Annotated in this window: 3 protein-coding genes; all 3 read right to left on the reverse strand. The window is 57.2% G+C overall.

The window, feature by feature from the left end:
- Nucleotides 1–34 precede the first annotated feature (34 nt).
- A complete protein-coding gene (locus ACFSUS_RS21070) occupies nucleotides 35–19,762 on the reverse strand; it encodes a putative Ig domain-containing protein (RefSeq protein WP_381525727.1) in 19,728 nt (6,575 codons plus the stop codon).
- 210 nt (nucleotides 19,763–19,972) lie between these two features.
- A complete protein-coding gene (locus ACFSUS_RS21075) occupies nucleotides 19,973–21,232 on the reverse strand; it encodes a tail fiber domain-containing protein (RefSeq protein WP_381525728.1) in 1,260 nt (419 codons plus the stop codon).
- Nucleotides 21,233–21,563: 331 nt separating this feature from the next.
- On the reverse strand, nucleotides 21,564–22,951 hold a 1,388-nt coding region (locus ACFSUS_RS21080), incomplete at its 5' end, for a putative Ig domain-containing protein (RefSeq protein WP_381525729.1).

Genomic DNA, 22,951 nt, shown 5'->3' on the forward strand with positions numbered 1-22,951 from the left:
ATCGGAGGTGGGCGTTTTACGATTGATGATGCAGTTATTGCCTTAGTACCTTCACTGTCTGGCTTTGAGTTGGGGTACTCACCCGCAGCAAGAGCAGGCCGGCCGGTTGGTTCGCAATACGTAGGCTCTGCCGGTCCAATCGGCCAGCCTGACCTACCTGATAGCTACCTACCACTCGCCCTCGCGAGTCGGTTAGCTCGTACTCAAGCGGCTGACCTTCCGCACCGGTCACTTCGATCACTACTTCGCTACCGATTACCGGGTTGCCCAGTACCTTCACGCGCAGCCCCGACTCATAAGCCTCTCCGCTGCCCAGCCGACCACTCGGCTGGGTAGGACAACCCGCCAGCCAGTTGTAGTTGAACCGAACGGCTTGGGAACTACCCGTCTGGCTAGCCTCCAGGATAATGGTCGGGTTATCAGTATACAGCCGCAAACTATACGGACCGGGGTTAGTAGTGGGTAACAACTCGTTCACCACCGAGAAGCTCACCGGTTGTCCGTTCAAGCCCCGGTACTGGGGCGTAAACGTCACCAGACGCTGATCCGAGGCCACTACCTCGCAGCTAATCGTGCGTACCCCCGTTAAGGCAAACGGTTGGGTCGGGTCCGGGTCGATGACAATGGGTTGCACGGTCAGTTCAAAGCTGGTACTGGTCGACAAGCTACCCGGATCGGTGGCCGTCACGGTGATCCGGAACGGCGTACTAGCCGAGGTAGAAGGCGTACCGCTGATGGTGGCCGGGGCGGTAAAGTTCAGGCCCTGTGGTAAACCGCTCACCGAAAGGGTAAGACTATTCGGCGTTTCGGCATCGGTAAACGTGTTGCCGCTGATCGTGTAATTAAACGCCTGACCGACCGTCACCGACTGGTTCGGAATGAACCTGACCGCTCTGGGCGCCGTGTTAACCGGCGTCACACTCGTGCAGGCCGCTCGCCATGCGTAGTCGAAGCTGGCTTCGCCCGGTGAGCCCGTCTGCACCGCCTTCAGGGTGATCAGGGCGTTGTCGGGATACAGACTAATGGTATAGGGACCAGGTGCCGTGGTCGGCAACAACTCATTGACCACCGAGAAGCTCACTGGCGCCCCGCTCAAGCCTGCATACTGCGGCACGAAACTCACCCGAATGCGTTCCCCATCGGGAGTGCAGCTGAGCGTCGTCACCCCGGTGATGGCAAAGGGAGCCACTTCGGTCGTCGACGAAGGACTCACCGTGAAAGCGAAGCTGGTCTGCACCGATAGCCCTCCCCCATCGGTAGCCGTGAGCGTCACCCGATAGGGCGAACCAACGGTGGTCGAGGGCGTACCACTGATGGTAGTGCCCACCAGAAAGAGTCCTGCCGGCAAGCCCGTGGCCGACAACACCAGCGCATTAGGCGTTTGTGCATCGGTGAAGGTATTGGCTGGTATCTGATACGTAAAGCCTTGACCAACGGTTGCCGATTGGGGTGGCACGGCCTGGACCAGCGTGGGTGGTGTATTGCCCGACACCAGGGCGTCGCAGCTGGCCAACCAGTTGTAAACAAAGCTGGCGTCCGCCGGTGATCCCTCCTGAACGGCCTTCAAGGTAAGCACCGAGTTATCCGGATACAGGTTCAGAGTGTAAGGTCCCGGCGCGGAGGTCGGCAACAACTCGTTAACTATCGAGAAGCTCACCGGCGCTCCACTCAGACCCGCATACTGGGGCGAGAAACGTAGCAGGATGCGGTCGCCCACCGGCGTACAACTGAGTGTTGTCACCCCCGTGATGGCAAACGGTGCCGTCGCAGTTACCGAGACGGGACTCACCGTGATGCTGAAGCTGGTAGAGGCTGAGAGGCTACCCGGATCGGTGCCTGTCACCGTCACGGTACTTACTCCAGCCTGAACAGGCGTACCCGAGAGGACTCGCGTGGCCGCATCGAAGCTCAACCCATTGGCCGGATCAAGGCTGGCCGCGTAAGTCAGATTGTCGGGTGTTTCGGCATCCCCAAAGGCAATGACCGTGTAAGCAAACGCTTGACCCACAGTAGCCGTCTGGTTAGCGTTGGCCGTAGCCACCGGAGCCGTGTTGGCTGGTGCTGGGGGTACCACCGTCACACTCACGATGGCCGAGATGCGCTGGTTAGTAGGCTGGGTGGCATCCGTGACTAACACACTGAGCGTCTGCACTCCGGGGTTCAAGCCTGATACCGTTACTGTATTGCTGCGCGGACTACCATTGAATATGCCTATTCCGCTAAAATTATACAGATAAGGTTCGGTCCCTCCAGTCACGGTCGCTGACAGCGTAGTCGTACCTGTGGTGAGCACTGTGGTTGGGCTGGCTGTCAGCGTCACCGACAGCGGAGCCACCACCGGAGCCGGATTCACTGTGATGCTGAAGCTGGTGCTGGCCGATAGTCCACCTGGATCAGTCGCCGTAATGGTCACGCTGACAAGGCCATCCTGGTCAGGTGTACCCGAGAGGACCCGTGTGGCCGCATCAAAGCTCAGACCGCTGGCCGGATTGATGCTGGCCGTATACGTTAGACTAGCGGGTTGCTCATCCTCGAACGCATTGACGGTGTAGGCAAAGGCCTGGCCTACTGTGGCCGTCTGGCTGGCGTTAGTCGTGGCCACCGGGGCGGTGTTGACTGGTAGCGGGTTCACCACTGTCACGCTCACGATGGCCGAGACACGTTGGTTGGTAGGCTGGGTGGCATCCGTGACTGACACACTGATCAGCTGAACGCCGGGATTCAGGCCTGATACCGTTGCCGTGTTGCTGCGCGGATTTCCGTTGAATATACCCGTAAACCTATCACTCGCTCCACTGAAGTTATACAGGTAAGGTCCGGTCCCTCCAGCCACCGTTGCCGACAAGGTGGTGGTGCCCGTCGTTAGCAAGGTGGTTGGGCTGGCCGTTAGTGTCACGGATAGCGGAGTCACCACCGGGGCTGGCCCCACCGTGATGCTGAAGCTGGTGGAAGCACTCAGACTACCCGGATCAGTCGCCGTGATCGTCACACTGCTCACTCCCGTCAGTGAAGGTGTACCCGAGAGGACCCGCGTGGCCGCATCGAAGAATAAGCCGTTGGCAGGTTCAACTCTAGCTGAGTAGATCAAACCATCGGGCGTTTGGGCATCACTGAACGCATTGACGGTGTAGGCAAACGGCTGACCCACAAGAGCCGTCTGGCTGGCGTTGGCCGTAGCCACCGGGGCCGTGTTGACCGGATTGCAGCTGCCAGTACCGTTACTACAGAAAGCCGCGAAGTCACCTCCGCCGGGCAGGCCGGGATTATCACTAAAATTGATGACCCGATTGCCACACAAGGCGGACAGACTATTGGGGAAACATCCTGTAAGCTGGTTAGAATACAGTTGCAGGTCCTGGAGCTTCGTGAGCCCACCCAGACTGGCAGGAATCGCTCCTGTCAGTCCGCTTTGGTTCAGAAACAATCGCTCCAGGTTGACCAACGCGCCTAAATTGTCGGGGATGGGTCCTCTTAATTGAGTACGGCTCAGGTTCAGTGTTTGCAGCCCCGTTAATGACGACAAACCGCTCGGAATTCCACCACTCAGCAATTCATTTTCACCCAATTCGAGCGATGTCAGCTGAGTTAAGGTGGACAGACTAGCAGGAAGCGTACCCGTTAGGTTGTTACCGAGCAGGCGGAGTGCCGTTACCCGACCATTGCCGTCGCAGCTTACACCGTACCAGTTGCAAGGCGTACAGCCCGTCAGCCAGTTATCTTTTTGCGTCCAGTTGGCTCCACCCGTGCTGTTGTACAGATCTACCAGCGGACCAAAATCAACACTTGATGGCGAAACCGTTGCGCTGGCCGTAGCCGTACAGCCGCTGAGGGTTGTAATCGTTACCGAATATGTACCCGTTGTGGCCGAAATAGCCGCTGTCGTTGCCCCCGTGTTCCAGCGGTAGGTAATGCCCGGAATACCGATCGTATCCGACGCGGTCAGCGTTGTGCTCTGACCCAGGCAGACCGTGAGCAGACCGCTGATGCGGGCCAGCGGGAGCGGACTAACCGTAACCACAGCCGTTCCGCTCAGAGGCTGGGCTCGTACACCGGCCGAGTCAGTCACTGATACCAGCGTGTAAGTCGTTGATTGAACAGGGCTCACCTGGATGTCCGCCCCGCTAATGTAGCCTGATACAGTAGTCGAACGAACCCCATCCGAATAAACAACGATGTAAGGTGCAATCCCACTGGTTAGACTTACCCGAACTGCGGCCGACGAGCCGACACAGATCGTTGAACTGCCCGACAGCGTAGCTGCCATCACAGCTGATGCCGACTGCACATTGATAGTAAAGCTGGTGCTGGCCGAGAGACTGCCCGAATCGGTGGCCGTGATAGTCACGCTGACAACACCGGCCTGAACAGGCGTACCTGATAGGACTCGCGTGGCGGCATTAAAGCTCAGCCCGTTGGCCGGATTAATACTAGCCGTGTAAGTCAGACTGGCGGGTTGCTCATCGCCAAAGGCATTAACCGTGTAAGCAAACGGCTGACCCACAAGAGCCGTCTGGCTGGCGTTGGTGGTAGCCACCGGCGCCGTGTTGACCGGCTGAGGAGCCGTCACCGTTACACTCACCGTAGCGGTGGCGGTTTGGCTGACGGGGGTGGTAGCGTCACTGACGACCACCGTAAAGGTCTGCACCCCGTCGGTTAAGCTGGTCACCGTCGCCGTGTTGCTGGCGGGCGTCTGGCTGATGGTGCCTGACCCGCTGAAAGTGTAGCTGTAAGGACCCGCGCCCCCGGTCACCGTTGCCGACAGCGTGGTTGTACCCGTCGTCAGCAACGTGGTGGGACTGGCAGAGACTGTCAGCGACAGCGACCTAACTGCACCGCATACGTTAGTCGGACTCGCCGAGTTGCGCGGCAGTACCGAACTGACCGCGAAGTCCGCCGTGTTGTCGTCGGTATCCGTACAGCCGTTCTCTTTTCGGAAGTAGGCCGTTGTACCGGTGGGCGACCCCAGGGCTGCACCACTGCCTTCGTAACAGTTTACAGTACCATACCCGACAAAATCAACGATGTCCGCTCCCGTGGGGCACGTTCCCGACAGGGCCGTACTCACCTTCACCAGCGCTACCTTGCCCACCGTTCCGTTCAGACTAATCGTTCCGGTGGCGTCGGCTGCTGGCAGGCTGGTAGTTACGGCCGTCGAACTGCCGGCGGCTCCCTGCACCAGGTAATACCCCCCGGCCGGTATACTGCCCGTTAGCGGGGTCGACTGCCAGGTATCGCCGGTGGCACTGGCGTGCTGAACCGACCAGCCGCTGACGTCGATGGTGGCGTTGCTCCGGTTGAAGAGTTCTACAAAATCATTCCTGTACGTAGCGCCCGGTTCACCACCACTGCCATAAATCTGACTGATTACCAAACCGGTAGTGCTTTGTGGCTGCCGGACAACGATAAGGAACGTTGTGCTGGCCGTCAAACTACCCGGATCGGTGGCGGTGATGGTCACACTGCTCACACCGACCAAACGGGGCGTACCCGATATCTCCCGCGTTGCAGGATCGAAACTTAACCCATTGGCCGGACTGATGCGGGCCGAGTAGGTCAGGCTGTTGGGCGTTTCGGCGTCCGTGAAGGCGGCCACTTCATACGAGAAATCCTCGTTTACAATGGCCGTCTGGCTGAGGTTGGCCGTTGCCCTTGGGGGCGTGTTCGGTTCGCTGACCGTTACGCTCACCGATGCCGAAACGGTCTGGCTGGTCGGCGTTGTCGCATCTCTGGCCACGACGGTAAAGGTTTGCACGCCAGCTGTTAAGCTAGACACCGTGGCCGTATTTCCCGCGGCCGTTATTGTACCAGGTCCGCTGAACGCATAAGTGTACGGCGCGGTGCCTCCTAGTACCGTTGCCGTCAGCCGGGTTGTTTCGGTTGTCCGCAACGTATCCGGCGTCGCCACTACGGTAAGAGTCAGCGAATTTGGATTGACGGTAAGATTAAATGCCGTTGACGTAAGGCTACCCGGCACGCCATTGTTGCACGGACCGCTGATGACCACAACGTAGCGGCCCTCATCAGAACGTTGCACGTTTGACAGATTCAGCACAGCACTGGTCTGCCCTACCACGGGCGTACCGCCGTCCTTGTACCACTGATACTGCGCTGGCCCCGTACCCGAGACAGAAACACTGGCGGTAATGGTGGCCCCAACAGTGACGGTTGAGGATGAAACGGGCTGGTTTACAATCCGAAGGGGATCTTCGCTGGTTGAGTTAACCGTTGTTTGCGCCGTAGCCGAGCAGCCATCGGATGTCACCGTTACGCTATACACACCAGCTTCAGTAACAGTAGCGGTATTACCGCCCGCTACCTGCGTGGCTCCCGCGCTAAAGCGGTAGGTACCCGTGCCCCCGGCCGTTAGTGTGACCGTCGTGTTCGTGCACGATAGCGGCCCATCGTTCACCAGCGTGGCGGTTGGTACGCTCTGGTCGGCCACTACCTGAACTGAAGCGGTGGCCTGGCAACCGTTAGCACCTGTTACCGTTACTTCGTAAGTACCGGCCCGGGTCACCGTTGCAGTAGGGCCTGTGCCGACCTGTGTGGCTCCGGCACTAAAGCGATACGTTCCCACACCACCGGCAGTTAAGGTGACACTGGTCGTAGAGCAAGATAGCGGGCCGGAGCTGGTGAGCGTAGCAGCCGGTACGCTTTTATCGACGCCAACTACGGTCGCTGCCCTGGCCTGGTAACCATTGGGACCCGTTACAATCACGTAATACGTACCTTCTCCGGTAACGTTAGCGGTGTTTCCACCGGCTACCTGCGTTGCCCCCGCACTGAAGCGGTACGTGCCTATGCCCCCAGCGGTCAGCGTGACCGTCGTGTTTGTGCACGACAGCGGCCCGTTGTTAACCAGCGTGGCGGGCTGGGCGTTGGTGTTACTCGGGCTGGTCACCGGTGTACCCGTTGGCCCTACGCCGACAAACGGAATCGGCACAGGCTTGGTGGGGTCCTCCGGCTCAATAACCAGGTCATCCTCCAGATCGCCGTCCTCATTCGTTCGCACGATTATACCCTCCGGCGGGAACGTATCTTTGGTGTATACCGTACCGTTGATGATGATAGAAATGGCATTGATCGGGAACACGGTGATCAGTACACCAATGAGCGGAATGGGCGGAACGCCGATCGGGAGAGGTAACCGAATCGTGGGGATGATAGGCGTAAAGGTATTGTTCGGTAGCCGAACGCGATCATCCCGTTTCCCATCGTCATTGTTGTCACCATCGTCATCGTCATCCGGGTCTTCATTGCCGTCGTCCTCATCGGGGTCGTCGTTATCATCTTCGTCGTCCTGGTCGTCGGAGAAGGGAACCACAATCGTTTTCGGGTCCGATAAGACACCAGCGTTGTCTTTTACGGCAACGGCAAAGGTTACCACGGTTTCTTTCTGAGCGGTGGGGTCTACCTTAACCTGCGCGGGATCGAAGTTAGTAATGACGCCAGCTCCACTGACCGGGCTTCCATTGTAGTACAAAGTGCCACCCGTCGCGGCCGTCAGCGTCACCTCGCGTCCGCTTAGGTTGTTGGTATACGTCCCATCTTCAGGATCACTACCCGCAAACACGGAGGCAAACACGGCTGACTGGTTGGTACCACCCGGATTCGACAGCGGAGGCATGGCGCCACTGGACACGACTGGTTTCTGGTCGATGCCGAAGTTGGCCGCTTCCACGTCGCTAGTGCCCACGCTAATACCCGTTAGAATGCCGTTTGGCGTCCCATCACTGCCCGGACCGGTGCCGAGTTGTTCGCCCGTACTCACCCAGTTGGCGGGTAACGAAGCCGTTGTGCTGCCCCCCGAATTGGTGGTCAGTACGACCGAATACGTACCCGAACCGACGCCGGTAAAGGAGTAAGCACCCGCGTCTGTCACCGGTACAGTAGCGACTACGCCGTTGCTGATCAGACTCGCGTACAGCGGCAGGGCTGCACCGTTTGCCCCGGCACCATTCACGAGGTTGTCGGTTAAGCCGTTACCATCATTGAAAACGTTGCCCGAAAGCTGAGCCGTCGGTCCCGTAAACGGCAGGGTGATAGTTACTGGCTGAGAACTAACACCAGCATTATCCTGCAACCGATAGGTAAAGCTGGCCGTCGTGCTCCCAGGAGCGGTAGGGTCCAGGGTAACCTTAGTTGGATCAAAGTTAGAAATAGACGTGCTGGTGCTCACTGGCGTACTGTTGTAGTACAATGTGCCCCCCGTGATTGGATTCAAATCAACTACTCGGCCCGCCAGGTTGTCTGGATACACCCCATCTTCCAGATCGGACCCCGTGAAAGCTGTAGCTAAAACGGGTACCTGAACCGTACCGCCAGGATTGGTTTGAGCAGCGAGCGTAACATCCGCTCCGGCAGGACGCTGTTCGATGCCAAAAACCACATCACTAACGGCACTTGTTTGAACCTGTATCTGGATGGCCCCATCAGCAGCATCGTCCACCAAGTTGAGCAATTGCTGCTGGCTCAATCTAGCCCCTTTATTTAGCGTGGCAAGGGCTTTATTGGCCTCTGGCACCGACTCCCCAGTATTGATCCATTTAGCAGGTAATGAAGGCGTTTGACTTCCACCCGACAGGGTATTCAGAATCAGTTTATAGGCCTTGTTAGCCTGGACTGAGAGAAAGTTAAAGAAGCCGGACACATTGACTGATACCGTCTCAATTATGTTCGCCCCGTCCAGCAGCGACACATACAGCGGCAAGGACGGACCATTGATGCCTGGTCCGTTGACCAGATTATCGCGCAAGCCATTCCCATCGTTCAGCACGTTCCCCGATATACTTACTGTAGGTGCCCCGAATGGCAGGGTGATGGTGGCCGGAGCTGAGCTTATCCCGGCGTTATCCAGCACCTGATACGTAAAGCTGACCGTCGTGCTGTCCTGAGCCGTGGGATCAACTGTCACCTTGGTTGGATCGAAACTGGCAATGGCCAGTGTTGTGCTCACCACTGTAGCGTTGTAATAGAGCGTACCACCCGTGGCGGCACTCAGCGAGACGGCTCGCCCTGTTAGATTATTGGGATAGGTGCCGTCTTCGAGGTCTGTACCGGTAAAGGCCGTCGCCGAAACGGGTACCTGAACCGTGCCATCGGGGTTATCCTGGCTGGCCAGCGTCACGTTGGCACCGGCAGGGCGCTGATCAATGCCAAAGTTGGCATCAGTTTTAGAAGCTGATCCGATCGAAATACCCGCCAGAATGCCATCAGGTGTTCCGTCGCTGCCGGGTCCGGTACCCAGAAACTCGCCGGTGTTCACCCAGCCCTGCGGCAAGGAAGGCGTCAGACTACCGGCGGGGTCGGTGCTCAACACGACTTGATAAGTGTTGTTGGCAGTGACGTTGGTAAAGGCATAGGTACCTGTAGCGGTGACGGCGACCGTGCTCAGCAAATTACCGTCTACTATAAGACTGGCAAATACAGGCACAGGGCTGCCACTATTTGGCGGCACGCTCGCGCCGACGACAGCAGTGCCGTTGACAGTGTTGTCGGTCAGGCCATTGCCATCGTCGAAGACCGTACCCGAAATACGGATGGGTTCCGTGCGGAAAGTAAAGCTGATTGGCTTGGCATCCGACAATACGCCCGCATCATCTTTAACCGCGTAGGTGAACGTTGCTAGCAAGGACCCTTCGGCGGTTGGACTTAGTGTTACCTTAGTCGGATCGAAACTGGTTATAGCCAGCGAGGTGCTTACCGGATTGCCCTCGTAATAGAGTGTGCCGTTCACGGCCCGCGTCAGGTTTACAGGCCGACCGGTTAAGTTATTGGCGTAGGGACCGTCTTCAAAATCAGTGCCCGAAAAGACTATCGCCGGCACAGTGACTTGCTGCCCCACGCCCGGATTAAGCTGCGAGGCAACCCCCACCATGACCACCGGTTTCCGCTCGATACCAAAGTTGGCATCGCTGACATCGGTCTGGTAGCTCTGAAAATAGAGTCGACCATCTGCCTGTCCGTCGTTGCCCGGCCCGTTGCCTGCGTATTCACCGGTGTTCACCCAACCTTCCGGTACCGAAGCAGCCAGGCTCCCGCCGGGATCGGTACTCAGAAGGATAGAGTAAGGACCAGTGGGCGGGTTGTAGAAAGCGTAGTTACCATCTGGCGAAACCGGCTCAACGGCCACAATCTCGTCGTTGGCATCAGGAACACCATTATCATCCCGATACAGCACGGCGTAGAGTGACTGGTTGCCAGCCTCATCGGGATCAATGTCATTCCCATTGAGGGGATCAGGTCCATCGCCGAATTGGTTGACTATATTGTCATTGAGACCGTTGCCGTCGTCGAAGACGCGCCCCGAAATGCGGTACGATGCCGTGAAAGGCTGGGTGACCGATGCTGGCTCGGAAGCAATGCCCGCGTTGTCGTCGGCAGAGTACGAGAAAGCTATGAAGCTTTCTGCATCAGCATCGGGATCGACGTCGACGTCATCAGGGTCAAACTCATCCACCTCCAGCGGAGCAATCACCTCTGCATCATCGTAGTAGAGCCGGCCGCCCACAGCCGGGTTGAGCGTCACATGCCGCCCCCGTAAGTTGTTGGCGTAGGGGCCGTCTTCCAGATCGGAGCCAGTAAAGGCGCTGGCCGGAATAGAAGCCCGATTGTTACCGCCTGGGTTGGTTTGCGGAGCCAGAGCAACGGGGTTAGTCACGGGCCGTTTGCTGACACCGAAGTTGGCCTCACTAACCTCCGTTTGGTAGCTCACTACGTACAGTCGTCCGTCGGGTTGTCCATCACTGCCGGGTTCGGTGCCCAGCTGTTCGCCAGTGTTGGCCCATCCCTGGGGCAGCGAGGGACTCAGGCTCCCGGCAGGATTGGTACTCAGAAGGATAGAGTAAGGACCAGTGGGCGGATTGTAGAAGGCATAGCTACCGTTAGGCGCAACGGGCTCAACGGCTATAATCTCGTCGTCGGCATCAGGGACGCCATTATCATCCCGATACAGCACGGCATAGAGTGACTGGTTGCCGGGGGCCTGCGGGTCGATGTCAGCTCCGTTGAGCGGGTTTGGCCCGTTACCGATCTGGTTAACCAAATTATCAGCCAGCCCGTTGCCATCGTTGAAGACGTGTCCTGCAATACGGGGCTCTGGAGCAGTGAAGGGCAGTGAGATTGTGTTCAATCCCGAAGATTCTACTCCCGCGTCGTCATAAACCGAGTATCGAAAACTAACCGTGGTCGCTCCCGGCGCAGTAGGATTGACGGTGAGTTGGCTGGGGTCAAAGGAGTCCAATATAATTTGGATAAAGGGACTATTAGGGGCAAGTCTACCTCTATAGTACAGCGATCCACCAGTAAATGCTTCGAGTCGGACCCGTCGGCCTGTCAGGCCGTCCGGGTAAGTGCCGTCTTCGAGGTCGGAACCAGTGAAGGCACTAAGCGGCACCGGTACCTGGACACTATCGCCGGGGTTTGGTTGCTCCGCCAGCGTGACACTCGCCCCCACAGGTCGTTTGTTAATACCAAAATTGGCATCGCCCACGCTGGCGTTGTTGATAGCTACATCGAGCCGGGCGGTCTGGCTGGTGCTGGCGCTGGCAGGTCCCGTACTCAACTGTTTACTCGTGAAGTTCCAACCGGTAGGCAGCGTGGCAATCCGGTCGGCGGTAGTGTCGGTACCTAGTGCCACCCGATACGCCCCGCCCGGCAAACCCGAAAAGGAATAGGTACCCGTAGTGGTCACGGCGCTGGTAGCGGCAATCTCCTGACTCCCTGCAACATCACGAAGTAACAGCGCGTAGATGGGTTGATTACCCGCTACCTGAGGATCAATATCGGCACCATTGAGCGGGTTAGGCCCCTGACCTATCTGATTGACAAGGTTGTCAGTCAGACCATTGCCATCGTCAAAGACGCGACCCGACAGACTATACGTAGGCTCGTTCGTAAAGGGTATTCGGATAATAATAGGCCGGGATTGTACACCCGCGTTGTCGTAGACATAATACGTGATAAGGACAGTGGTTTCGCCTGAATCGGCGGGCGTGACCGAAAGCTCGTTAGGATCGAACCGGTCCACTATAAAAATTGTGTCATTTCTGACAACGTTGCCTTTATAATACAGGGTACCGAACGGCTCAGCACTAACCAGTTCAACCCGGCGGTCACGCAGATTATCGAAATAATAGCCGTCTTCCAGGTCCTCGGCATTAAATGCCCTGGAATCAACGGGTGCCCGTAGCGAGCCAGGATTGGGTTGTTCATCCTGGGTGAATTCCTCTCCCTGGGCTCGTCTATTGATGCCGAAGTTTACTTCACTGACGTTCGCGTTCGTGACCGTAATAGTTTCAAGAAGACCATCGCCAGGCTTACCGTCGTCGCCCGGCCCATTGCCGACGTGCTCGCCAGTATAGACCCAACCCGGTACCATTACTGGAAAAAGAGTGGACGGTTCGCTGGTGAGTAAGAGTGAGTAAGTGCCCGCCGGTACGTCCGTTAGGGAGTAAGTGCCCGTAGCTGTTACGGGTGCCAGCCTCAGCACTTGCGGAAACTCGAAATCATCGTATAAAACCACATAAACTGGTTGCTTACCGCCAAACTCAGAATCGATATCGGTGCCGTCGAGCGGGTTAGGTCCGCTACCAAACTGATTTACCAGGCCATCGGTCATGCCATTGCCATCATCAAAGACCCGTCCTGTGATGTTGAATACCGGCTGGAAGAACAGGCGGATCTGGGCGGGTGGCGAGGCTATACCTACGTTATCCTGGACCGAGTAGGTAAACGTGGCTGTCGTACTGCCCGGCGCAGTGGGATCGATCGCAACCTGAGTCGGATCAAAACTACTGATGGCCACACTGGCACTGACTGGCGTATTGCTATAGTACAGCGTACCGTCCGTAGCTGGGTTGAGTACCACCGCCCGGCCAGTCAGGTTGTTAGGGTAGATGCCATCTTCGAGGTCATTAGCGGAAAAAGCTGTAGCCGACACCGGTACCTGCACATTACCACCCGGATTCGGCTGATTAGCCAGCGTAACCTCGGCCCCTCTGGGCTGCTTGTTAATACCAAAGTTGGCATCGGTGATGTTGCTTCGGGTAATCTCGATGCCGGACAACCGTCCGTCGGGCGAGCCATCGCTGCCGGGGCCATTGCCTAGTTGCTCACTAGTGTTGAACCAGCCCGTAGGCAGCGACGTAAGGGTTGTGCCAGCGGGATCGGTACTTAATGCAACAGCGTACGTGCCGGCCGCTAGGCCCGTAAAGGAGTAGGTGCCGGTGGTGGTTACCGGCACCACGGTAACCACCGGAGGATTAGCCCCGGCCTGCGACAAGACGGCGTAGATGGGTTGCGGACCCGCTACCTCGGGGTCAATGTCGGTACCATTGAGTGGGTTAGGCCCATTGCCGCTCTGGTTGACAATTCCGTCATTTAAACCATTGCCGTCGTTGAAGACCCGCCCCGACAAGCTGAATGACGGATTGGTGAAGGGTATGGTGATCGAAGCTGGTTCGGAGGATTGACCAGCGTTGTCGTAAGTAGCATACCCAAAGGTGACGGTGGTAGCCGCCGGCTCGGTGGGATCAACGGCAACCTTCGTGGGATCAAAGCGCTCGACCGTTAATGAACCCACCACAAGCTCACCATTATAGTATACTGTACCCTGACCTAATTCATACAGATCAACACGTCGGCCAGTCAGGTTATTGGGATAGATACCATCTTCGAGGTCAGTGGCGGAAAAAGCTGTAGCCGACACCGGCACCTGCACACTACCACCCGGATTCGGCTGTTCGGCCAAGGTAGCGTCGTTCGCTTTGGCTATTCTATTTAGTCCGAAGTTGGCCTCGCCTACGTTGGCACTGGCGACCTGAACGCTGGTTAGCACACCATCGGGATTACCGTCGCTACCGGGTCCACTGCCCAGGAACTCCCCGGTCGGTAGCCAAAAGGGAACGAATGTTTGAAAGCGTGATGGTTGAGCACTGATCTGAAGCGAATACGTGCCGGGAAGTACGCCCGTAAAGGAGTACGTACCCGCGGCCGATACTGGAACAGAGCGCAAAATTTGTGGAAATTCGAAATTATCCGCCAATACGACATAAATCGGCTGCGGGTCGGCAACCTGCGGGTCAATGTCCGTACCATTCAACGGGTTTGGCCCCTGGCCTATCTGATTGACGGTGCTGTCGGTCAGGCCATTGCCGTCGTCGAACACCCGGCCCGATACCGTGTAAGTGGGCTGGAACGGTATCATAACCTCGGCTAACTCGGAGGGGACGCCCGCGTTATCATAAACGGTGTAGTCGAAGCTGACCGTGGTCGAAGCGACCGCCGTAGGGTCGATCGTAAGCTTAGTCGGGTCAAAGCTGGCGATATCTAAGCCCAATGCAATGACTGCTCCGTCGTAATAAAGGGTACCATCATCAGCTGAGCTGAGACGTACTCTTCGGCCGGCCAGGTTGTTGGGATAGGTGCCATCTTCCAGATCGCTACCCGAGAACGCCGTAGACGAAATAACCACCTGATCGTTACCGCCCGGATTCGGCTGGGTCGGCAGGGTGCGGGACGTGGCCTGGGGCCGTTTGTTGATGCCGAAGTTGGCGTTGACCACGTCGGCATTGGTCAGGTTAATGTCGGTCAGGATGCCATCGGGCGAGCCGTCGCTGCCAGGACCACTACCCAGGAACTCGCCAGTGGGTTGCCAGCCGGGCCACAATTGGGCCTGATTGCCAGCCGGGTTGTTGTCCAGGGCCACGGCATAGGTGCCAGCGGGCAGTCCCGTGAAGGCGTACGTACCTGAGATGGTGACCGGTACGGTGGCGATGATCTCTTCATCGGGCAAGCGGAACAAGACTGCATAAATGGGTTGGTTACCATCAACCTGAGGATCGATGTCGGTGCCTCTGAGCGGGTTCGGCCCCTGGCCAACCTGGTTGACGGTGTTATCGGTGAGGCCGTTACCATCGTCGAAAACACGACCTGAAATACGGTACCTTACTCCCAGGGGTTGAGTAACGGAGGCTGGTTCGGAGGCAACGCCCGCGTTGTCGTCGATGGAATACGAGAAAGTCACAAAAGTCTCCCCATCCGCGTCGGGATCAACCTCAACCTCATCGGGGTCGAAGCTGTCAATTTCCAGCGGGGCACTCACCAGAGCATCCTCGTAATACAATGTGCCCCCCGTGGCCGGGTTGAGCGTCACGCGACGGCGGAAAAGATCGTCGGGGTAGGTCCCATCTTCCAGATCGGCAGCCGAAAACGCTCTGGGCGAAACCTCCACCCGCCTGTTGCCACCTGGATTAAGCTCCGCCGTCAGGACGCGGCTTGTGGCCTGGGGCCGTTTGTTGATGCCGAAGTTAGCCTCAGTCACGCTGGCGTTAGTCAGCCTTATATTGGTCAGCAAACCATCGGGCGAGCCATCGCTGCCAGGACCGACACCCAGAAACTCGCCGGTCGATTGCCAGCCGGGCCACAATTGGGCCTGATTGCCGGCCGGGGTGTTGTCCAGGGCCACGGCATAAGTGCCAGGGGGCAGTCCGGTGAAGGAATATGTACCCGTGTTTGTGACGCCTACGGTGGCGATTATTTCTTCGTCGGGCAGGCGGAAGAGCACGGCGTAGATGGGTTGATTACCGGCCACCTGGGGGTCAATGTCGGTACCTCTGAGCGGATTGGGACCCTGGCCAATCTGGTTGACGGTGTTGTCGGTCAGGCCGTTGCCATCATCGAATATCCGACCTGCAATGCCGAACGTCGGCTGGAAGGGTACGGTAATCGTAGTGGGCAGCGAGGTCACATCGGCATTGTCTTTCAGCGAATACGTAAATGTAGCCGTCGTTATTCCCAGAGCAGTCGGATCAAGGGTAACCTTCGTAGGGTCGAAGTTGGTAATGGCCAGCACGGTGCTGACCGCTGTACCGTTGTAGTACAAGGTGCCGCCCCCACCTGCACCCAGCGTTACGGCCCGGCCGGTCAGGTTATTGGGGTAGGTACCATCTTCCAGATCGATACCGGTGAAGGCTGTCGCCGGAATGGAGACCTGTACGTTGCCATCAGGGTTGGTCTGCGGGTCCAGAGTCACAGCCACAGCTTCGGGTCGGCGGTCGATGCCGAAGTTCGCGTTGCTGATGCTGTTAGAGCCCACAGACACCCCCTGCACGCCGGGGAAGGTGCCGGTATTGCCCGGACCCGTACCCACAAATGCCCCTGTGTTAACCCAGCCTGAGGGCAGCGTCGAATTGATGACGCTGCCAGCGGGGTTCGTCGTCAGTACCAGATTGTAGGCACTATTGCCTGTCACATTGCTAAAGCTGTAGGTACCAGCCGCGCTCACGGGCACGGTGGCAATCAGCGTGGCTTCCAGCGCGAGACTCACGTAGAGCGGCACGGGTACCCCCGTGATGGGGGGCACGGCCGTGCCGTTGATGGCTACTCCGTTGACGGTGTTATCTGTCTGCCCGTTGGCATCGTCGAAGATAGTACCCGAAATGACAATTGGGTCGCCGGTGAACGGAACAAAGATAGAGCTTGAGGTAGCCGCCGGGTTTGAGGGCGTTCCCGCGTTGTCCCGCACTATATACGTAAACTGAACCGTCGTGCCCTGCGTGCCCGTAGGGTCTACCGTGACCCGGCTTGGGTCAAAACTGGCAATAGCTGTTGTGGTGCTGACGGGGTTACCGGCATAATACAGCGTCCCGCCCGATGCAGGAAGTAGCGTTACGTCCCGGCCGGCCAGGTTGTTGGCATAGATACCATCTTCCAGGTCGGTGCCCGTAAAGGCAGTTGCCGGGACAGCGGCTTGTGCATTACCCCCGGGGTTGCGCTGGGCCGGAAGCGATACAGTAGCGCCCACAGGTCGTTTATTAATCCCAAAATTGGCCCCGCCAACAGCAGTTGTGCCCACAACGACACCCGTCAGGATACCGTCGGGTGTACCATTGCTGCCTGCACTAGTACCCAATTGTTCGCCGGTATTTGCCCAGGTGTTAGGCAGGGAGGATGTGGTGCTGCCTGCAGCGTTCGTACCCAACACGACCGAGTACGTACCCGCACTCACACCCGTGAATGAATAGGTACCGGTCGCCGTCACGGGTACAGTGCCGAGGGCTGTACCGGTACTGTTAACCAGGGTGGCAAATAGAGCTTGACTGCCGGTAACCTGGGGGTCAAAATCGGTACCGTTGAGTGGATTAGGCCCATTTCCGGTCTGGTTGACCAGATTATCGCTGAGGCCATTACCATCGTCAAAAACCTGACCAGACAGGCTAACGGTTGGCCCAACAAAGGGTACGTTGATGATGCCGGGCGCTGAATACGCACCTGCATTATCCTGTATCTGATAAGCGAACGTAACAGTGGTGGCACCCGGCTCGGTGGGGTCAACTGTCAGCCCGGACGGGGTAAAGCCGTTGACGAACCCGGCGACCGTCGAGATCCGCTGACCATTGTGGAAGAGTGCCCCGCCGGTGGCCGCGCTTAACGATACGGTTCGCCCCAGCATATTATTAGGATACGCGCCATCTTCAAAGTCAGAACCGACAAAAAGACTGGCCGACACCGGAACTGCGACAGCCGGATTGAGCCGAACAACGTCAGTCGCACTGCTAACCTGCGGACGGCGGTTAATGCCGAAAATAGCATTCACGACCGGGGTCGTTCTCACCAAAACAGTTATGGTGCCATCTCCTCTGGAATCATACAGCCCGTCATAAAAATCGGCCGTGCTGGCCCAGTCCGTCGGCAGCGAGGGGACGCTGGTGGTGCCATCCGGATTTGTGGTAAGTATGATGTTATAAGACGTGTTAATGGCAAGATTGGTGAAGCTATAAGTGCCCGTAGCTGTTACAGGAACCGTGGCAATCAATGCCGTTCCCTGGGCGAGATTCTGCACCAGACTGACGTAGAGCGGCACGGGTGCGCCATTGATAGGGGGCACGGCGGTACCATTGATAGGTGTACCATTCACTGTTCCATCCCCGTTCCCATCAGCGAAGACCGTACCCGAAATAGATGGGGCTGGCCCGGTGAACGTTAAATTAATACTGCTGATGCCCGATGCAAAGCCTGCCTGATCGCGAATGGTGTACGGAAAGGACACCGACGTGGTTTGGGCGTTCGCTATGCTTACACTCACCTGATCGGGATCAAAACCCGGAATAATCAGCGGGGCAGTGACGGGACTCCCGGCGTAGTAAACCGTACCATTCGTGGCGGGGCGGAGGGTTACTTCCCGGCTCCGCAGATCATAACTATACGTACTGTTTTCAGGGCTTGGATAGGCCCCATCTTCGAGGTCAACTCCCCCGAAGGCTGTAGCGGGTACGGGAACCCGAACATCCGGTCCCGGCGTAGCTTGCGGAGGAACCTGCGTTGATTTCGCGACGGGTTGCCGATTAATGCCGAAATTAACAATGTTATCAAAAGACCCGGCAGGCGCTCCAATGAAAATCGTAATGCCGGTTAAAATACCGTCGGGCTTCCCGTCATTCCCCCCCCCGGTACCCAATCGTTCACCGATACTCATGAAATTGGCAGGGAGCACCGACACCGTACTACCAGCCGCATTCGTGCTTAGTACCACGGAGTAATTACCGGGCGCGACGCTGTTAAACGAGAACGTACCGCCCGAGGTTACGGGCACGGTCGTTACAGGAGTGCCGTTGCTGTTAATGAGCGTGGTGTACAGCGCCTGCGCACCTGTCGTGAGCGGATCGAAGTCCGTACCATTGAGCGGAACAGGTCCGTTACCATTTTGTTCCACGCGTCCGTCCGTCAGGCCGTTACCATCGTAAAAAACACTACCCGTCAGGCGAGATCCGCTGGGAAACTCGCCAATGCCGATGGCCGTGATGCCCGCCACCAGGGTGCCGTCCAGGGTGCTGTTAGCCGTGTTACCACTGGCGTAGCTAGTTCCTGATAGATACGGTTTTGGCCCCGTGCTGAGGTTAATCCAGCGCGTACCGTTCCAGCCAACGAGTCGCAAGCTAATCGCACTCTGAAAAGCAGTCATGTCAGGGATAGACACGCTGATAGTTAGACCAGCTCCGGTGCCATCCGTATCAATCCAGTCCCACTGCCCTACGGGACTAACCCGATTGATTGCCTGGGCATCCCGGTTCGAGGTGGGGTGCAACGGCTGCGCATCGGAAGGGTCGAGCGTGTTGGTCGGGTCACCCGCAATCCAGGCGACGCTGTATTGATCGGTGGCCGCACCGGGCGCACTCATGACCAGCGTACGGATGTCAGTACCACTGCCGACCGGAAATGTAAAGGCCGTATTGCCCGTCTTAGTCACGTAGCCATTGACGTGCTGCGCGTCGGTGGCACCACCGGTATAGGTCGCTCCTGCGCCCAGGCGCAGGGAGCCGGCCGCTGGGTTGGTGCGCACGGTAGAGGTGATGCCATTGGCGAAGGTAAGGTTACCCGTTACCAGAATACCGGCCGTATTGGTGATATTGATGGCCTGGCCCGTTCCGTTGTTCAGATGTAGATTCGAAAACACCGGTTGTTTCGATCCGGCCAGTTCCTGCGCACCTGGCGACCCGCCCGGCCCTAAGAATCGGTCGGTATGTCCCGTCATTGCAGAATAGGTGCCAAGGTTGGTAAATGTCTGGGCCGAGGGCCCCCGATGCTCAAATACAGCGTTGGTGCCAGCTCCGTTATAAACGCCATTAGCCGCGTTGACCCACGGCAGCTGTGAGTCGCTAATAACATTGCCGGTGTTGGTAATCAGCCCGTTATTATAAAATTGAGCCTGGGTGGTGAGGGCCACCCATAAAACGACTATCGAGGTAAGAATAAGTCTGTTCATACAATTCTGAGGTGAACGGGCCACTCCAGTCCACGGTACCGGCGAAGAATCGACGGTCATGCTGATGGATGTAGCCTGGCAATGAGTGGATTGCTGGATAAGGGAAGGTGGTCTGGTTGATTAATGTGGGCAAAGAGAGCCCCGAGTGGTCGTGCGTCGTTTTTCGGACGACGAACAATCACCATTGAGTAATGGGCTAAATAAGGCTAATTACCGGCCGGCTTGTGGCTTCGGGCTGGCGGTACCGACACCCGCCGAGGTGCCGAGCAGGGCTTCGATTTTATCGAGCCGGGCCTGGGTTGTTTTTTCCCGGTCGCGGGATGCGGCCAGTTCCGCCTTTAGCTGGTCTACCTCAGCGATGAGTGCTTTGATGGCAATGAGGTTGACGCCGTCGAAATCGCCCTGATTAATGCCCGTAGGCTCACCAACGGTCCCCAGTGCATCATGACCAAAGGCGGCAAAAAAATCCTGGGCCATAGGACCGTAGTGACGGTACAGTTTCGGGTCCTGCCCACGATAGTTCCAGCTCCCTAACCGCATCTGACTAATTTTTTTGAGAACACTTGCGCCATCGACAGATCGGTAATTTTCCTTCTTTGTTGAATCGGAAATAACAAACCAGGCATTCTGGCCAGGGCGTAACTCAACGCCTGGAGGAATGAAGAAGGGATCGCCCAGACGCTGCGGCCCATTGTAACTATAAAGCACATACCCTCCGCCAAAGCGCATTGTCATTTTCTGATTACCATCACTTTCGTACCGATTTGACGACGCATCGCCAATAATTATTGAGCCAGTTCGCTCGTTCGTGCTGACATTAGTCCCCAATGCAATGGAGTTCCTGCCACTAGCCTCGACTGTATTGCCAATCGCAGTGGCAAATTCGCCCGTTGACTGTGTAGCAAACCCTAACGCGGTTGAGTAGGGACCGCCAGCCGACGTCTGCGTTCCAATACTGATGGCCGATACACCCGGTGCCTGGGCACTGTTACCGATTGCCGTTGCCGTTTCGCCGGAAGCCGTTGAAGAAAATCCCATGGCCGTCGTGTTAAGGCCGGATGCTACGCTTGCATTTCCCAAGGCTGTAGACCCGACACCACTCGCCCGTGTATTGAAACCCGTAGCCAACGAGTTCGTGTTCGTTGCTTCGCTTGCATTTCCCAAAGCTGTAGACCCGACACCACTCGCCCGTGTATTGAAACCAGCAGCAAAGGAGCCCTGACCAACTTCACTATTATTCCACTGGGTAGTTCCACTACTACCGGCTCGAAATGCAGCTTTCGAGCCGTACCAAATGAGCTTGTTGCCACTCCCGTTTACGTCTGTACCGAAAAGGACATCCCTGTTCTCAATTACATTAAAAAAAGCTTTGGGAGTAGACGTGCCAATGCCAACCTGCTGAGCATAAAGCGGTACCGTGCTCAGCAGTGAACCGGTAATCAGGAGGGTGTTCTGTAAAATCGTTTTCATGATAGTAGAATAAAGGGTGTATGATTATGGATGATAGCTGTTAACAGATGGCTTCTTTATACGCAATCAGAACAGAGAATTGATGAGACGAAAACCAGTATCCTGGCGGAAACAAAGCAAGTTTAGAAGCTTATCAAAGCCTAAAAACAGGCGTGGACAAAAGCGTGGACAAAAAATACAAACTTATATTTCTGCTGATTATCAGCTATTTACAAAACAGCATAAATTAAATATATCAGTAGTTACCAACCCTCATCCGGGCAAAGCTCCTACAAAGGCACGTTAGAGAGTGGGATGCGTTGAGGCAAACGATCCCACTCTCCGAGACAGCTTATCTGGTATTGAGCACTTTTACCGTCTGGCTTTGGGTCGGAGTACTTACCCGCAGCAAGAGCATACCCGCTGGCTCGTTGCCCAGGTTCAGCGTCTGGCGCTCGATGGCCCCGGCCTGCTCCACTAGCCCCTCATTCACCGTTCGGCCCGTCTGGTCAGTCAGTTGCAGCCGCAGAGGCTTACCTTCTGCACCCCGCACCTCCAGCTTTACCTGGTGGTTCTGGATGGGGTTACCCAGTACCCGCACCACCAGTTCGCTGCCCGGCTCCACACTACCCAATCGGGCACCACCCTGGCAGCCAACCAGCCAGTTATATCGGTAAGTAGCCACCGTGCTACCCTGCTGAGCGCTTAAATTGATGGCCGGATTATCAGTGTACAGATTCAGCGTATAAGGACCTGGATCGGTAGTGGGCAGCTTCTCATTGACCACCGAGAAAGAGATCGGCGCTCCCGTTACGCCCCCGTATTGGGGGGTGAAGGTCAACCGACGCTGGTCAGCACCGATCACCTCACAGCTCACTGTCGTTACGCCCAGAATGCTGAAGCCACTGGAGGCCACCGGCATCGGGCTCACCGACAGCCCAAAGCTGGTGCTCACCGACAGACTACCCGCATCCGTGGCCGTCACCGTTACGCTGCTCACCCCACTCACCGAAGGCACCCCACTGAGAGTGGCCGGGGCCACAAAGCTCAGCCCCTGAGGCAGGCCACTCACCGTCAAGCTGAGGCTGTTGGGCGTCTGGGCATCGGTGAAGGTGTTGGCCGGAATCACATAGCTGAAGCTCTGGCCCACCGTCGCTGACTGAGGTGGTACGGCATTGGCTACCGTTGGGGCGGTGTTACCCGGTCCCCCACTCTGGCAAACTGCCAGCCAGTTGTAAGCAAAGCTGACCTCACCCGGCGTGCCAGTTTGGGTAGCTTTCAGGGTGATAACGGGATTGTCCGTATAGAGCCGCAGGGTGTAGGGTCCCGCAGCTGTGGTTGGAGCCAGTTCATTGACCACCGAGAAGCTGATGGGTTGCCCGCTCAGACCAGCGTACCGGGGTGTAAAGCTCAGGTTGATCTGGTTGCCCACAGATGTGCAGCTGATGGTGCTCACCCCCGTGATGGCAAAAGGAGCCGTCGTAGTCACCGACGAGGCCGGGCTCACCGACAGCCCAAAGCTGGTGCTCACCGACAGACTACCCGCATCCGTGGCCGTCACCGTTACGCTGCTCACCCCACTCACCGAAGGCACCCCACTGAGAGTGGCCGGAGCCACAAAGCTCAGCCCCTGAGGCAGGCCACTCACCGTCAAGCTGAGGCTGTTGGGCGTCTGGGCATCGGTGAAGGTGTTGGCCGGAATCACATAGCTGAAGCTCTGGCCCACCGTCGCTGACTGAG

Origin of the sequence: Spirosoma soli, assembly GCF_042684525.1 — a bacterium.
GTDB lineage: Bacteria > Bacteroidota > Bacteroidia > Cytophagales > Spirosomataceae > Spirosoma > Spirosoma soli.